Source organism: Sphingomonas sp. Leaf208 (assembly GCF_001421415.1).
Classification (GTDB): Bacteria; Pseudomonadota; Alphaproteobacteria; order Sphingomonadales; family Sphingomonadaceae; genus Sphingomonas.
Map to the genome: position 1 here is coordinate 399,988 of NZ_LMKH01000034.1, position 16,052 is coordinate 416,039.

The following is a 16,052-nucleotide window of genomic DNA, read 5'->3' on the forward strand; positions in this document are numbered from 1 at the left end:
CTCGACCTTTCCAACTGGGCCCCGGCATCCGCCGGGGTGGTGCAAACTCATGACTGATACGCCCGAATCCAACCCAACCCTCGCCGACTGGCAGGCCGCCGCTGCCAGGGAAGTAAAAGGCGCCGACCTCACCTGGCCGACCCCCGAAGGCATCGACGTCAAGCCGCTCTACACCGCGGACGACGTCACTACCGACCCCGGCCTCCCCGGTTTCGCCCCCTTCACCCGCGGCGTCCGCGCGTCGATGTACGCCGGCCGCCCCTGGACGATCCGCCAGTACGCTGGCTTCTCCACCGCCGAAGCCTCGAACGCGTTCTACCGCCGCAACCTCGCCGCCGGCCAGAAAGGCCTGTCGGTAGCGTTCGATCTCGCCACGCACCGCGGCTATGACAGCGACCATCCCCGCGTTACCGGCGACGTCGGCAAGGCAGGCGTCGCGATCGATTCGGTCGAGGACATGAAGATCCTCTTCGACGGCATCCCGCTCGACAAGATGTCGGTCAGCATGACGATGAACGGCGCGGTGATCCCGATCCTCGCCTTCTTCATCGTCGCCGGCGAGGAGCAAGGCGTCGACCGCAAACTCCTCGACGGGACCATCCAGAACGACATCCTCAAGGAGTTCATGGTCCGCAACACCTACATCTACCCGCCCGAGCCGAGCATGCGGATCATCTCGGACATCTTCGGCTACACCAGCCGCGAGATGCCCAAGTTCAACAGCATCTCGATCAGCGGCTATCACATGCAGGAAGCCGGGGCGACGCAGCTTCACGAGCTCGCCTTCACGATCGCCGACGGCATGGAATACGTGAAATACGGCGTCGCGTCCGGGCTCGACATCGACAAGTTCGCCGGGCGCCTGTCGTTCTTCTTCGCGATTGGCATGAACTTCTTCATGGAGATCGCCAAGCTCCGCGCCGCCCGCGTCCTCTGGCACCGCGCGATGACGCAGCTCGGCGCGCAGGACGAGCGCTCGAAGATGCTGCGCACGCATTGCCAGACCAGCGGCGTCTCGCTCACCGAGCAGGACCCGTACAACAACGTCATGCGCACGACGATCGAGGCGATGGCGGCGATGCTGGGGGGCACGCAGTCGCTCCACACCAACGCGCTCGACGAGGCGATCGCGCTGCCGACCGACTTCTCGGCCCGCATCGCGCGCAACACGCAGATCGTGATCCAGGAAGAGACGGGGATGACCAAGGTCGTCGATCCGCTCGGCGGCAGCTATTACATCGAGAGCCTGACGCAGTCGCTGGTCGACGGGGCGTGGAGCCTGATCGAGCGAATCCAGTCCGAAGGCGGCATGGCGAAGGCAGTCGCGGCGGGCTGGCCCAAGGCGATGATCGAGGAAGCTGCGGCTGGGCGGCAGGCGCGCGTCGATCGCGGCGAGGACGTCATCGTCGGCGTCAACAAGTACAAGCTCGCCGAACAGGACGCGATCGAGATCCTCGACGTGGACAATGTCGCGGTGAGGGCGGGTCAGATCGAACGCATCAACCGCGTGAAGGCAACGCGCGACGAAGCAGCGTGCCGCGCCGCGCTCGATGCTTTGCGGGAAGGCGCGAAAGGCTCCGATAACCTCCTCGCCTTAGCCGTTGACTGCGCCCGCGCGCGCGCCACGCTCGGCGAAATCTCCTCGGCGATGGAGGACGTGTTCGGCCGCTACGGCACGCAGCCGACCCCCGTCTCCGGCATCTACGGCGGCGCCTACGAGGACGACGCCCGCTGGACCCGCCTAACCGACGGCGTCGAGGCGACAGAGCGCCGCATGGGTCGCAAACCCCGCATGCTCGTCGCCAAGATGGGCCAGGACGGCCACGACCGCGGCGCCAACCTCGTCTCGTCGATGTTCGGCGACCTGGGCTTCGAGATCGTCCCCGGCCCGCTGTTCCAGACCCCCGCCGAAGCCGCCGCGCTCGCACTGGAGAAGGACGTCGACATCGTCGGTGCCTCGAGCCTCGCCGCCGGCCACAAGACGCTGATACCCGAGCTCATCGGCTATCTCCGCGAAGCGGGCCGCGCGGATATCAAGGTGATCGCGGGTGGCGTTATCCCCGCACAGGACTATCAGGCGCTGCGCGATGCCGGGGTCCAGGCGATTTTCGGACCCGGCACCAACCTGATCCAGGCCGCCGAGGACGTGTTGAAACTCCTCGGCCACAACATGGCCCCGCAAGAGGAAGCCGCCGAATGACGACCGAAACTCTAGATCTTCTCCCCTCCCGCCTGCGGGAGGGGTCGGGGGAGGGCAGTGCCGCAAACACTGCCGCCGCCGCTTCTGGACAGCCCCTCCCCCGACCCCTCGGAAATCGCCGCGCTGTTCGACCTCCCGTTCGACGAACTCATGTTCCGCGCGCAGACCGTCCACCGCGCACACCACGCGGTCGGCGAGGTCCAGCTCTGCACGCTGCTGTCGATCAAGACCGGCGGCTGCCCCGAGGATTGCGGCTATTGCTCGCAGTCCGCGTCGTCCGACTCCGGCCTGAAGGCGGAAAAGCTGATGGACGTCGACGCAGTCCTCGCCGACGCCGCACAGGCCAAGGCCGCTGGCTCGCAGCGTTTCTGCATGGGCGCCGCATGGCGCAACCCGAAGCCGCGCGACATGCCGAAGGTCGTCGCGATGGTCGAGGGCGTCCGCGCGATGGGGCTCGAGACGTGCATGACGCTCGGCATGCTCGACGCGGACCAGGCCAAGCAGCTCGCCGACGCAGGCCTCGATTACTACAACCACAACATCGACACTTCGCCCGAGAATTACGGCAACGTCATCACCACGCGCACCTTCGGCGATCGGCTGGAGACGCTGGCGAACGTCCGTGACGCGGGGATCTCGGTCTGCTGCGGCGGGATCGTCGGGATGGGCGAGACGCGCAGCGACCGCGTCGGCTTCGTCCACGCACTAGCGACCTTGCCGCGCCACCCCGAGAGCGTCCCCGTCAACGCGCTGGTCCCGGTCAAGGGCACACCGCTCGGCGACATGCTCGCGGGCACGCCGATGGCGCAGATCGACGACATCGAGTTCGTCCGGACGGTCGCGGTCGCGCGGATCACGATGCCGCTGAGCATGGTGCGCCTGTCGGCCGGGCGCGAGAGCATGTCCGAGGCGACCCAGGCGCTGTGCTTCATGGCCGGCGCGAACTCGATCTTCACCGGCGACAAGCTGCTCACCACCGGCAACGCGGGCGACAGCGCCGACGCGACGCTGCTGGCGAAGCTGGGCATGAAACCGATGGTCGGTGCGGAGCCGATGCGGGAGGCCAAGACATGCTGCTGATCGCATTGCTGATGACCGCGGCTGCTCCGATGCAGTCGCAGGCGACGATGAACGCGTCCGCCGGTACGAGCTATGCTCGGGCGGATGCGGCAATGACTGCGCCGCGGAAGCGGACCTACGCCTATATGAAGGGCCGCGACGCGCAGGATGGGTCGCGTGGCGGCGGGGTCGGCTATGCCGCGGCGCTGCTGGAGAGCCAGCGGGCGTGGCTCAAGTTCCGCGATACGCAGTGCGTGATCGAAGGTGGGCAATATGCCGGTGGTTCGGCACAGGGCATGACGATTGCCGGGTGTAGGACCGACCTGACGCAGGCCCGCACGAAGCAGCTCAAGACGATGATTTGGTACCAATAACCAGTCCGCACCCGGACCGCGTCCGGCAAGACGGCACAGATTAGGGCGAGTGATGTTCAAGAAAATCCTGGTCGCCAATCGGGGCGAGATCGCGTGTCGGGTCATGCGGACCGCCAAGGCGATGGGCATCAAGACCGTCGCGGTCTATTCGGACGCCGATGCGCGCGCGCCGCATGTGCTGATGGCTGACGAGTCCGTCCGGCTCGGGCCGGCACCCGCCGCGGAGAGCTATCTCAAGGCCGAGCTCATCCTGCTCGCGGCCAAGGAGACCGGCGCGGACTGCATCCACCCCGGCTACGGCTTCCTCTCCGAACGCGAGAGTTTTGCGCTGGCTTGCGCCGAGGCCGGGATCGCGTTCGTCGGCCCGCCCCCCAACGCGATAGCCGCGATGGGCGACAAGATCGAATCGAAGAAGCTCGCCAAGGCCGCGGGCGTCAACGTCGTGCCGGGCTATCTCGGCGAGATCGACAGCACCGACCACGCGGTCGAGATCGCCGGCGGCATCGGCTATCCGGTGATGATGAAGGCGTCGGCCGGCGGCGGCGGCAAGGGCATGCGGCTGGCGTACAGCGAACAGGACGTCCGCGAGGGCTTCGAGGCGACCAAGCGCGAGGGGCTGGCCAGCTTCGGCGACGACCGCGTGTTCATCGAGAAGTTCATCGAAAGCCCGCGTCACATCGAGATCCAGCTGATCGGCGATCAGCACGGCAACATCGTCTATCTCAACGAACGCGAATGCTCGATCCAGCGGCGGCACCAGAAGGTCGTCGAGGAGGCGCCTTCGCCGTTCGTCACGCCGAAGATGCGCAAGGCGATGGGCGAGCAGGCGGTCGCGCTGGCACAGGCGGTCGGCTATTATTCGGCCGGGACGGTCGAGCTGATCGTGTCGGGCGCGGATACGACGGGGGAGGGGTTCTACTTCCTCGAGATGAACACCCGGCTTCAGGTCGAGCATCCGGTGACGGAAGAGATCACGGGACTGGACCTGGTCGAACTGATGATCCGGGTGGCTGCGGGGGAACCGCTTGGGTTTACGCAGGACGAGGTGAAGCTCAACGGCTGGTCGATCGAGAACCGGGTGTATGCCGAGGACCCGTATCGCGGGTTCCTGCCGTCGATCGGTCGCTTGGTGCGGTATAATCCGCCTCTCCCGTTCGCCCTGAGCGAAGTCGAAGGGTATGCCCCAAGCGAGGGTGCTTCGACTTCGCTCAGCACGAACGGGGAAGGAGACGCAGCCTCCGCGGAACCCCGCGTCCGCGTCGACGACGGCGTCCGCGAGGGCGGCGAGGTCAGCATGTTCTACGACCCGATGATCGCCAAGCTCATCACCTGGGCCCCCACCCGCGACGGCGCAATCGCCGCGCAGATCGCCGCGCTCGATGCGTTCGAGCTGGAGGGGCCGGGCAACAACATCGATTTCCTCTCGGCGATCATGCAGCACCCGCGCTTCCAGTCGGGCGCACTAACCACGGGCTTCATCGCCGAGGAATATCCAGAAGGCTTTCACGGCGCCCCCGCCGACGCCGAACTGCTGAAGACGCTCGCCGCCGTCGCAGCCTTCGCGGCCACCGCCGAAGCCGATCGCGCCCGCCGCATCGATGGCCAACTCGGCAAGCGCCTCCGTCCGCCCGCCGACTGGGTGGTGTCCATCGACAAGATCGACCACGCGGTGACGGTCTCGACCGACGGCATCATGGTCGACGGCGAAGAGCTCGACCTGTCGCTCGAATACACGCCCGGCGATCGCATGGTGGTCGCCGACGGTCACGGGACAGATGGCGACGAACACCTCACGATCCGCATCGCCAAGGCCCGCGCCGGCTTCAAGCTTACCGCGCGAGGGGCGAGCCACGTCGCCCGCGTGCTGCCCGCCCGCGTCGCGCCGTACACCGCGCACCTGATCGAGAAGGTGGCGCCGGATCTGTCGAAGTTCCTCATCTGCCCAATGCCGGGTCTGCTGGTGCGGCTCGACGTCGCGGCGGGCGACAGAGTCGAGGCGGGGCAGGCGCTCGCCGTGGTCGAGGCGATGAAGATGGAGAACATCCTCCGCGCCGAGAAGACGGGGACGGTGAAGTCGGTCGCGGCGAAGACGGGGGATAGCTTGGCGGTGGATCAGGTGATCCTCGAGCTCGACTGAGTTCGCGTCCAGGCCGATCCCAACTGCGGGCATACCCCGTCATGACGGACTCGTTCCGGCATCCACCGTTCCGCACATCCGAGAGACTTGAGTGTGCGGGACGGTGGGCCTCGGCCTCCGCCGGGTTGACGGAGGCGCGCACCTGGTCCTCGTCGGAATTATGGGAAGCGGACCGCACTTCTGTTTCCCCGCGAAGGCGGGGACCCAGTCTGGGCTCCCGCCTTCGCGGGAGAACAAGGAAGCGGGGTGGCGATCGTGTTTTCGACATCGCATCCCGACGGGAACGCCACCCCGGCGGAGGCCGGGGCCCAGTTGGGAGCGACTTGTGGTCGAGGCCGACGCTCCGTTACTGCGACCTTCCAACTGGGCCCCGGCCTTCGCCGGGGTAGCGCATGTAGCGGCAGAGGCACCACTCACAGCAACGCTTACGAAACCAGCGATTGCGTCCCGACCCGGTCCGACCCCACGCCCCCTCCCGTTTCCGACCTCATCGCTGTAAAGCACCCCGGATGACCCTCCTCCGTTACCTCGCCGCGCTCCTCCTTCTAGCCACCGCGCTCCCCGCGATCGCGCAGGACGAGCCCAAGGTCGCGACCGTCGCAGCGAGCCTCACCCAAGCCTCCGCCGAACTCCAGGCGATCGACGACGCGACCCCCGCCGCGCGTGACGACAAGGCGCGCCAAGCTCTCCGCACCCGCGCGCAAACCGTGCAGACCACCGCCGCCGACGCAGTCCGCACGCTCACCCCCGAGATGGCCCTCGTCCAGGCGCGTGTCGCGGAACTTGGTGCCGCCACCCCAGGCGTCGTCGAAGCGCCCGAGATCCGCCAGCAACGCAAGCTCCTCGCGCAGAGCCAGTCGGCGATCGACTCGGCGATCAAGCGCGCGCGCCTCATCGGGATCGAGGCCAAGCAGCAGATCGACGACATCGGCGCGGCCGAGGCGGAGGAACTCGGCCAGCAACTGTCCGAAAACACCGGCTCGCCGCTGTCGCCGACCTTGTGGGCCGCGATCGTCGATCACCTGCCGCGCGACACTGCGCGCATGATGCGGTTCGCCAATGTCGAGATCCGCCAGTTCGGCGCACGGTTCGACATGCGTGCCGGCACCGGCTTGCTGATCGGCATCCTAACCGCGCTGGTCCTGATCGTGCCGCTACGACGCTGGCTGCACGGCGTCGGCCGGCGCTATGCGACCAACCACGCGCCTGGCGGTCGCCTGCGACGCTCGGCCTATGCGCTGTGGCTGGTCGTGATCGGCACCGCGCTGCCTGGGCTTGCCGCATGGGCGATCGTCGCGTCGCTGCGCTGGGCCGGGCTTGTCTCCCCCGCCTGGAGCCGGTTCGGCGCGCTCTTCGTCGGGATCACATGGTTCTGCGCGTTCGTGTCGTCGCTCGGCGGCGCGCTGCTGTTGCGCGGCCAGTCGACCTGGCGCCTGTTGCCGATCGGCGACCCGGCCGCGCAGGCACTCCGCCCGTACACCTGGATGGCCGCCGGACTGATCTTCTTCGGCCAGTTGCTGATCGCGACCAACATGCTGATCGGGATAAGCGCGCCCGCATCGAGCGCGGCCAATGCGGTCGTCGCATTGCTCCACATCGTCCTGCTCGGCGCGATCCTGGTAACGCTCGGCCGTCTCCGCGCCGCCGCGCTGCCCGATCCGACCAAGCCTGCGCGCAACACGCTGCTCGCGATCGTCGCGACATTGGTCTGGCTGGTGCTGCTCGTCACGCTGATCGCCGGGTTGATCGGCTATGTGAACTTCGCGCTGAAGGTCGCGACGTGGCTGCTGTGGGGTGCGATCGTCGGCGCCTCGCTGTACCTGATGATGACCTTCACCGACGATGCGTGCCGGACGCTGCTGTCGAGCGGCAACCGTCTCGGCCGCTCGGCGAACAGCGGGTTCGGGGTCGACAACAAGACCGTCGACCAGATCGGCGTGCTGCTGTCGGCGGTGCTGCGGCTGTTGCTGATCCTGCTCGCGGTCGGCGCGGTGATGGCGCCGTTCGGGGCGGGCGTCGGCTCGGCGTTCGAGCTGTTCGGGACAGTCGCGAACGGCGTGACGATCGGCCAGGTCACGATCTCGCCGGGCGCGGTGCTGCGCTCGATCGCGGTGCTGTTCGTCGCGCTGGCGATCATGCGCGGACTCCAGCATTGGCTGGTGAACAGCTATCTGCCGACCACCGCGATGGATGCCGGCGCGCAGAATTCGGTGATGATGGTCGCGCGTTATGCCGGGATCATCGCCGCGGTGCTGTGGGCGCTCGGCGCGCTCGGGATCGGCATGGAGAAGCTGGCCGTGGTGCTCGGCGCGCTGTCGGTCGGGATCGGTTTCGGCCTGCAGGCGATCACGCAGAACTTCGTCTCGGGGCTGATCCTGCTCGCCGAGCGCCCGGTCAAGATCGGCGACCTCGTCCGGATCGGCAACATGGAGGGCGACGTGAAACGCATCAACGTGCGCTCGACCGAGATCCAGGTCGCCGACCGCTCGACGCTGATCGTCCCGAATTCGGAGCTGATCACCAAGACGATCCAGAACATGACGCTGGCAGCACCCATCGGCCGGATCCAGCTGCAATTCTCGGTGCCGCTCGAGGAGGATCTGGATGCGGTGCGGACGATGCTGTTCGCGGCATTCGCGGAGAAGCACGAGGTGCTCGACGATCCCGAGCCCAAGGTGTTCATCGATTCGATCGACGCCGGCCGCGCCAAGTTCAACTGCTTCGCGTACGTGGCGAGCCCGCGCGACGCCTATCCGATGCGCAGCGAACTGCTGTTCACGCTGCTGCGCCAGTTCCGCGAGGCGGGCATCGAGGTCGGCTCGACCGCGACCAAGATGGAGATCGTCGGTGGCATGCCGACTCCGCCCGTCTCCGAGCAGACCCCTGATCAGAATAGAGCGTAAGGCAAGGACACGGTGAATTTCGATCCAGCCGCCATGGTTCCGCGCGGGCGGATCCGCACGGTGGTGACCGATCGGGGTGCCGTCGTCGGGTCATAGGTCCAGCTGCCGCCGTTGTTCGACGAGAAGTCCACATCGTCCGTGGTGCTCGCCGGGCTGGCATAGGTGACCGCCAGCGAAGATGCGGGCGTGCCTTCCGCCGTCATGACATACGCAGTCGAAGCGGTCCCGTCGCCATCGAGCGCGATCTGTAGCCGGGCGGGCGTAGGCAATGTGAACGCCAGCGTGTTGCCGTCCAGCGCGAACGGATTGGGGTTCTCGATCTGCATCGCCATGCGCAGTTTCGCGCCGGGAATGGCCTTCGGGTTGTTGGTCGTCGCCGAGGCTTCCCATGTCGCGCGTTGCGTGATCGTGACGATGGCGTCGCGCGCCACCGTGATCGTCACGTCGACCGACGCGATCTTGTTGCCGACATCGTTGTCGCCTAACGCGCAGATGCCTGCAACGGCGACACCGTCACAGAATCTCCATGCCCAGCGAACCTGGAAATTGCCCTTGTAGATTCCCGCAGGCGGTGCCGTCGCACTGATCGGCTTGATATAGATCGGCACCGAAGCCTTGCTGGTGCTCAGCAACGACAGCGTCGAGCCCTCGATATACGACTGGCTGGTGTTCGCGACGAACGGCGTGGTGCCGTCCTGGCTCGCGGATAGCGAATAGGTGATCGATCCGCCCGTAGTGGCGGTCAGCGTCAGCGGGGCCGTCGTCAGGAGCGTCGCGCGCAGGTAATCGGCGCCGAGCAACGTCAGGATGCTGACGTTCGTGCATTTGAACGATCCCGTGGTCGCGATGAAGCCCGCCGTCGGCACCGCGGTCGGTGACAGGGTGCCCATATTGGCGGTCGACGGCGTCACGATATCGCACGCAAACGCCGGGGCCGCGGCGACCCCGAGACACAGCAACACCGCGGCGACCAGTCGCTTTACGCCGCGCGCCGACGCCGTTGCCAGACCATGTTCGATACCCACCGCATCCCTCGCACCCGTTTCGATGCTTCAGAGCTATCCCCACATTCGTTAATGCGTTTTGAAGAACCGGAAACGGGTGTTTTCGCGCATCGAAATGGCTTGCGTCGGTCTTGCGAAGGCGCGTAAAACGTTCACAACGCGGTGATGACGATCCTCCTTCCGCGATACCGCGCCTTGTGAGCGCACAGCCCCGCACGATCCTGATCGCGAGCGTCGCTACCGCCGCGCTCGCCGGTCTGTTGTTCGGTTTCGACACCGCGGTGATAGCCGGCGTCACTGGCGCGCTGAAGGCGAAGTTCGCGCTCAGCGAGGCGTGGCTCGGCTTCACCGTCTCGTCGGCACTCTGGGGTACGCTGCTCGGCGCGCTGTTCGTGGGCACGCTCGGCGATCGCTACGGCAGCCGCAACGTGCTGCGTATCCTCGCCTTTCTCTACGTCCTCACCGCGCTTGGCTGCGCGCTGGCGTGGAACTGGCACAGCTTCATCGGCTTCCGCTTCATCAACGGCATCGCGATCGGCGGCTCGTCGGTGCTCGCGCCCGCCTATATCGCCGAACTCGCACCGCCTGCCCAGCGCGGGAAAATGGTCGGCGGGTTCCAGTTCGCCGTCATCCTCGGCATCCTGCTCGCCTATGTCTCGAACGCGGTCATCGGTTCGCTCGATCTCGGCGATGTCGAGTGGCGGTGGAAGCTCGGGATCGTCGCGGCACCGTCGCTGGTGTTCTTCGCGCTGCTGTTCCGTATCCCGAACTCGCCGCGCTGGCTGCTAGCCAAGGGGCGCGATGCAGAAGCGAAGGACGTGCTGGCGCTGGTCGGCATGAGCCCCGACATCGCCCGGCAAGAGCTCGATACGCCGAAGGGCGATGCCAAGCTCTCTTGGACGCGCCATCGCAAGCCGATCACGCTCGCCTTCCTGGTCGCGATGTTCAACCAGTTCAGCGGCATCAACGCGTTCCTCTATTACCTCAACGACATCTTCAAGGCGTCCGGCGGCAGCCTCTCGCCCGATCTCCAGGCGGTGATGATCGGGGTCGCCAACATGGTCTTCACGCTGCTCGGCATGCTGCTGATCGACCGGGTCGGCCGCCGCACGCTGCTGTTGTGGGGCTCGGCCGGCATGACCGCGGCGCTGACCGTCGGCGGACTCGCGTTGCTTGGCGTGCTGCCCAACTGCCTGCTGCTGCCGTCGCTGATCGTCTTCATCATGTTCTTCGCGCCGGGTTCGGGCGCGGTGATCTGGGTCTATATCTCCGAGGTCTTCCCGCAGAACGTCGGTGCGCGCGGATCGAGCATCGGCTCGTCGAGCCATTGGGGCTGGAACGCGGTGATCGCGCAGGTCTTCCCCGTCGCCGCGGCATGGTCGGCAGGCGCCCCGTTCCTGTTCTTCGCGGCGATGATGGCCGTCCAGTTCGTCACCGTGTTCCTCTACTTCCCCGAGACCAAGGGCGTGCCGCTGGAGGAGATGGAAGCGCATATGTCGCGATAACCCGCGCATGTGACGAAAGCGCCGCCGAACCGGCACAATCCTGCGACAATTGCCGCCTAATCGGCATGCTCGATCATCGGGGTGGAACGGGTATGCGCAGTTTGGGTCTGGTTCTGGCAGTGAGCATGCCTGCAATGGTGGCCGCGCAACAGGCACCGTCGCGCCCCGCCGCCGCACCCGCCGCGCAAGCGCCCGAGCAGGACGAGGGCGCCGAATCCGAGGAGATCGTTGTCACCGGTTCGCGCAAACTCCCCGGCGCGGTGATCGGCGACATCCCACCCGACCAGACGCTGGGCCAAGCCGAAATCCGGTCCTACGGCGTCAGCACGGTCTCCGACCTGCTGAACGAACTCAGTCCGCAGACCACCAGCGGTCGTGGCAGTGGCGGCGCGCCCGTCGTGCTGCTCAACGGCCGCCGCATCTCCAGCTTCAGCGAGATCCGCGACATCCCGACCGAGGCGATCCAGCGCGTCGAGATCCTGCCCGAGGAGGTCGCGCTCAAATACGGCTATCGCGCCGATCAGAAGGTCGTGAACTTCGTCCTGCGCCGCCGCTTCCGCGCGGTGACCGCGGAGGCCGCCGACACGCAGGCGACCGAGGGTGGGGGCAATACCCCCAAGGGCTCGCTCGACATGCTCAACATCGCGCGCGATCGCCGGCTCAACCTGCACGTCGAATACACGTCGAGCGAGCCGCTGACCGAATCGCAGCGCGACATCCTCCAGCCTCAGCGCACCGCGAACAGCGGGCTCGGCGCGGATGGCAATGTCGTCGACCAGCGGCCGTTCCGCACGCTCCAGTCCGCGACCAGCACCTTCACCGCGAACAGCGTCTATGCACGCAACATCTTCGGCAACATCGGCGCGACGATCAACGGCCGCCTGGAGTCGACCGACAGCCGCAGCCTCAACGGCCTGCCCGTCGTCGCGCTGACGCCGCTCGGCAGCACCACGTTCGTCAATCGCGCGATCGAAGACGACGGCGTCCTGCCGCTGACCCAGCGGACATCGTCGATCGCCGCGCATCTCGGCACTACGCTGAACGGCGATATCGGGACGTGGCGCTGGAACGTGACGGGCAATTACGACCGCAGCGACACGCAGACCTTCACCGAGACCGGCCTCGATGCGAGTACCTTCAACGCCCGCATCCGCGCCGGAGATCCGACCGCCAACCCGTTCGGCCGCCTGAGCGCGAGCGACTTCGGTGCACTGCCAGGCAACCGCGCCTATGCGACACAGAGCACCGGCGAACTCGATGCGGTCGCTAACGGCACTCTGTTCTCGCTACCTGCGGGGGCAGTCTCGACGACGATCAAGCTCGGTGCCGAAACCGCCGATTTCAAAAGTCGCTCGTACCGCACCGTCAATCTCCTGGGGGTCGATACGCAGGGACGGGTGTCGCGCGACACGGTCAATGGCCAGGTCAATGTCGACGTGCCGCTGACGAGCCGGTCGAAGGACGTGCTGCCGTTCCTCGGCACGCTGTCGGCGAACTTCAATCTTGCCGAGGATCATCTGTCGGACTTCGGCACGCTGCAGACGCTCGGCTACGGTGCGAACTGGTCGCCGATCGAAGGCGTGCGCGTGATCGCCTCGGTGACCGACACCGACGAGGCGCCGACCGCGCAGCAGCTTGGCAACCCGTCGATCACCACGCCCAACGTCCGCGTGTTCGACTATGTGCGCGGCGAAACCGCGACCGTCACGACGATCAGCGGCGGCAATCCCGGGCTGGTCGCGGACAACAACCACGTCAAGAAAATCGGGCTGACCCTGAAGCCCTGGTCCGCCAAGGACCTCTCGATCACCGCCAACTATGTCGAGAGCCGGGTCGACAACCCGATCGCGGCGTTCCCGGCAGCGACCGCGGCGATCGAGGCGGCGTTCCCCGATCGCTTCCAGCGCGACGCGGGTGGCGCTTTGCTGCAGGTCGATCGCCGGCCGATCAATTTCGCGCGCAGCGACCGCTCCGAACTGCGCTGGGGGATCAACTTCTCCGCGCCGCTCAAGTCGAAGATTCAGCGTGAGCTCGAGGCCTATCGTGCGGGCACCGGTCCCAACCCGTTCGAAGGCCTGCAACCGCCCGGCGGCCGTCGTCCCGGTGGTGCAGGCGGCGATGGACCGCGCGGTGAGGGTGCGCGTGCCGGTGGTGGTCCAGGCGCAGGTGGCCCCGGCGGCGGCGGCGGCGGCGGCGGCGGCGGACGTGGCTTCGGCGGACGCGGCGGGCAGGCCGGTGGCCGCATCCAGTTCGCGGTTTACCACACCTGGCACTTCACCGATCGCGTCCTCGTCGCAGACGGCGGCCCGAGTCTGAACCTGCTGAACGGCGACGCGATCGGCAACAGCGGCGGGCAGGCGCGTCATGAGCTGGAGGCGCAGGCGGGGTACACCAACAACGGCCTCGGCGCGCGCATCTCCGCCAACTACGCGACCGGCACGCGCGTCAACGGCGGCACGATCGCCGCCCCCGAGACGCTCAACTTCGGCGGCCTCGCCACCGCCAACGCGCGGCTGTTCGCCGATCTCGGCCAGCGGCTGGAGTGGGTGAAGGCGCACCCATGGCTGCGCGGCATGCGCGTCAGCCTGTCGGTCGACAACGTCTTCAACACCCGCCAGCGCGTCACCGACGCGACCGGCACGGTCCCCAACACCTACCAACCCGACTATCTCGACCCGCTCGGCCGCACCGTCCGGCTGAGCATCCGCAAACTGTTCTTCTAGAGCCGCGGATCACTGGCTCAGGCGGACCGACAGCCGGACCGTCCGCGGCGCCCCCGGGAAGATCCACACCGGGCTGTACGAACTCTGCGCGAACCGAGCGTCGAACAGATTGTCGGCCTCGGCGCGCACCGACAGGCGCCGCGAGACCGCGTATTCGACCGCCGCCTTGGCCTTCACATAGTCCGGCAGGACGAGCCCGCTGGTGTCGATTGCTCCCGCGCGCTTGCCTATGTAGCTGGCGCCAGCGCTGATCGATGGCCCGCGGCCCTCATCGTCGAGGAAGCGCCCGATCGCGAACAGCGTCGCGGCATGTTCGGGCACGTTGAGGACGCGGTCGGTCGCGAAGATGCTGTCGTCGGTCCGCGCGCGCGTCCAGGCATAGTTCGCGACGACCTGCCAGCGCTTCGCGAGGCGCACCGAGGCGTCGAACTCGATCCCCTTGCTCGACAGCTTGCCGACCGGCGCGAGGAAGTTCGGATCGACCGGATCGTTGGTCAGGATGTCGCGCTTGGCGATATCGAAATACGTCACGGCGACGTCGACGCCCGGCAATGCGGCCGTGCCGCCGATCTCGTATCCCTTGCCGCGTTCGGGTGAGAAGCCCTGATTGTCACGCCCCGTACCCGAGTTGAGCAGGAAGCTTTCGCCCCAGTTCGCATGGACCGCAAAGACGTCGCTCAGCGCGTATCGGCCACCCAGCCGGAAGTTCACCGGCTCGTCGACCGTGCGCCCGACCACGCCGGTACGGTTGTTGCGGATCTGCTGGCGATACGCGTCGAAGCGGACGCCACCGGTCAGCGTGAACCGATCCGTCACGTCCCACATGTCCTGCGCATACAGCGTGGCCGACCGCCGCGTTTCATCATTGTCCGTGAACGGCGCCAGCGGCAGCGCCTGCCCGCCGTACACCGGCGCGAACACGTCGATCGCATACGGGTTGGCCGCAGTCGGGTTCCGCCGCAACAGCCCCTCGTGATAGTCGAGCGTATAGCCCTTCACGCCGACGCTGGCGCGGTGCGCGCCGAACCGTCCGGTCAGTTCCAGCCGCGCGGACAGATCATCGACGGTATAGTCGCGCGCGCGCCGCTGTCGCCATAGCGTCTGGCCGCCGACGAGCCGCGACTGGTCGGACGAGAACCCGCGGAGCGATCCCGTCCGCCAGGCCACGCCACCGTTGAGCGAGATACGGTCGTCGAGCCGCGCCTCGCCGGTCAGCTGATGACGCTGGTTGCGAAACCGCGTCGTGCCGTCGCGGGGCTCCCCATAGAAGCGCGACCGCGGCAACGCGTTGGCGTCGCCGCCGATCGCCGGGATGCCGCGATCGAACGGCGCATCGAACCGCGTGATCTCGCCGACATAGGTCAGCCGAAGGCCATCGCGCGGCGCCCAGGTCAGCGAGGGTGCGACGACGCGGCGGCGCAACGGCACGAAATCGCGCCAGCCATCGCTGTCCTCGGTGGCGACGACGATCCGTGCGGCGATCGTGTCGGACAGCGGACTGGTCGCATCGATCTCGACCCGGCGCGTGTCGAACGAGCCATGGGTGAACGTCGCGGTCGCGCTGGGCGTGAAGCGCGGCGTCTTGCTGACGATGTTGACGCGGCCGCCCGGATCGATGTCGCCGAACAGCGCGCCGGCCGGGCCCTTCAACACCTCGATCCGCTCGGTCGTTGCCGGATCGCGCGGCGGCGCGAGGCCCCGATTGGCGAGGAACCCGTCGACATAATATTCGGCGCCGCCGTCGGGTGTGCCGAGGAACCCGCGGATCGCGAAATTGTCGAGAAAGCCGCCGCGGTTGTTCTGGTTGCTGACGCCGCTGACGAGCTCCAGCGCGTCGCCGAGCCGGTACGTCCCCGCCGCGGTGAGCAGGTCGCGCTCGAGCGAGCGGCTGGATTGCGACATGCGTTCGGTGGCGAGGTCCGACGACAAGGTCCGATCCGCCCGCGTGTTGCGCGTGCCGAGAACGACGATCGTCTCGGCCTCGCCATCGACCCGTCGTTCCTCGCGCTCCGGCTCGCGGTCGGTGTCGTCCTGCGCCTCGGCAGTAATGGGGCAGGCAAGCAGCAAAAAAATGCTCGCGAAGGCGATCGATCGTGGACGCGTCGACAAAAAATGTTGCCTTCTCTGTGATGATGTATCATCGCGAT

9 protein-coding genes are annotated in these 16,052 nt (G+C 67.1%); 7 read left to right on the forward strand and 2 right to left on the reverse strand.

Annotated elements, in window-relative coordinates:
* Nucleotides 1–49 precede the first annotated feature (49 nt).
* The 5 genes from scpA to ASE69_RS14660 all read left to right on the forward strand — a co-directional run bounded on the left by scpA (nucleotide 50) and on the right by ASE69_RS14660 (nucleotide 8,673).
* Entirely contained in the window at nucleotides 50–2,200 is a 2,151-nt protein-coding gene (gene scpA / locus ASE69_RS14640) for a methylmalonyl-CoA mutase (protein WP_056488060.1), read from the forward strand.
* A 57-nt stretch (nucleotides 2,201–2,257) separates the two neighbouring features.
* Nucleotides 2,258–3,280, forward strand: coding sequence for a biotin synthase BioB (gene bioB, locus ASE69_RS14645; RefSeq protein ID WP_056488063.1), 1,023 nt, complete (start codon nucleotides 2,258–2,260; stop codon nucleotides 3,278–3,280).
* Complete coding sequence (locus ASE69_RS14650; protein ID WP_056488066.1) at nucleotides 3,271–3,633, forward strand: lysozyme inhibitor LprI family protein; 363 nt, start codon at nucleotides 3,271–3,273, stop codon at nucleotides 3,631–3,633. The genes bioB and ASE69_RS14650 overlap by 10 nt, the downstream gene beginning before the upstream one ends.
* A 52-nt stretch (nucleotides 3,634–3,685) precedes the next feature.
* Entirely contained in the window at nucleotides 3,686–5,770 is a 2,085-nt protein-coding gene (locus ASE69_RS14655; protein ID WP_056488068.1) for an acetyl/propionyl/methylcrotonyl-CoA carboxylase subunit alpha, read from the forward strand.
* Between the two features lie 509 nt (nucleotides 5,771–6,279).
* Nucleotides 6,280–8,673: a DUF3772 domain-containing protein gene (locus ASE69_RS14660; protein ID WP_056488071.1), complete on the forward strand. Its 2,394-nt coding sequence runs from the start codon at nucleotides 6,280–6,282 to the stop codon at nucleotides 8,671–8,673.
* On the opposite strand, the gene ASE69_RS14665 is transcribed toward ASE69_RS14660, so the two are convergent.
* The gene (locus ASE69_RS14665) at nucleotides 8,658–9,698 is read right to left on the reverse strand and encodes a spore coat protein U domain-containing protein (protein ID WP_056488074.1); all 1,041 of its coding nucleotides are present in this window, start codon (nucleotides 9,696–9,698) and stop codon (nucleotides 8,658–8,660) included. The genes ASE69_RS14660 and ASE69_RS14665 overlap by 16 nt on opposite strands.
* 176 nt (nucleotides 9,699–9,874) lie before the next feature.
* On the opposite strand from ASE69_RS14665, the gene ASE69_RS14670 reads away from it, so the two are divergent.
* Together ASE69_RS14670 and ASE69_RS14675 are read left to right on the forward strand one after the other, a co-directional pair.
* Nucleotides 9,875–11,182: a sugar porter family MFS transporter gene (locus tag ASE69_RS14670; protein ID WP_056488076.1), complete on the forward strand. Its 1,308-nt coding sequence runs from the start codon at nucleotides 9,875–9,877 to the stop codon at nucleotides 11,180–11,182.
* A 125-nt stretch (nucleotides 11,183–11,307) separates the two neighbouring features.
* The gene (locus tag ASE69_RS14675; protein WP_235518827.1) at nucleotides 11,308–13,905 is read left to right on the forward strand and encodes a TonB-dependent receptor; all 2,598 of its coding nucleotides are present in this window, start codon (nucleotides 11,308–11,310) and stop codon (nucleotides 13,903–13,905) included.
* Nucleotides 13,906–13,914: 9 nt separating this feature from the next.
* Here ASE69_RS14675 and ASE69_RS14680 read toward each other — a convergent pair whose 3' ends face one another.
* Entirely contained in the window at nucleotides 13,915–16,014 is a 2,100-nt protein-coding gene (locus ASE69_RS14680) for a TonB-dependent siderophore receptor (protein WP_056488082.1), read from the reverse strand.
* Nucleotides 16,015–16,052: the final 38 nt, after the last annotated feature.

What these genes read in the sequence shown, in the direction of transcription:
- ASE69_RS14650 (WP_056488066.1), top strand. Translation starts at nt 3,271, where the DNA reads ATGCTGCTGATCGCATTGCTGATGACCGCGGCTGCTCCGATGCAGTCG.
- scpA (WP_056488060.1), top strand. Translation starts at nt 50, where the DNA reads ATGACTGATACGCCCGAATCCAACCCAACCCTCGCCGACTGGCAGGCC.
- ASE69_RS14655 (WP_056488068.1), top strand. Translation starts at nt 3,686, where the DNA reads ATGTTCAAGAAAATCCTGGTCGCCAATCGGGGCGAGATCGCGTGTCGG.
- ASE69_RS14675 (WP_235518827.1), top strand. Translation starts at nt 11,308, where the DNA reads ATGCCTGCAATGGTGGCCGCGCAACAGGCACCGTCGCGCCCCGCCGCC.
- ASE69_RS14660 (WP_056488071.1), top strand. Translation starts at nt 6,280, where the DNA reads ATGACCCTCCTCCGTTACCTCGCCGCGCTCCTCCTTCTAGCCACCGCG.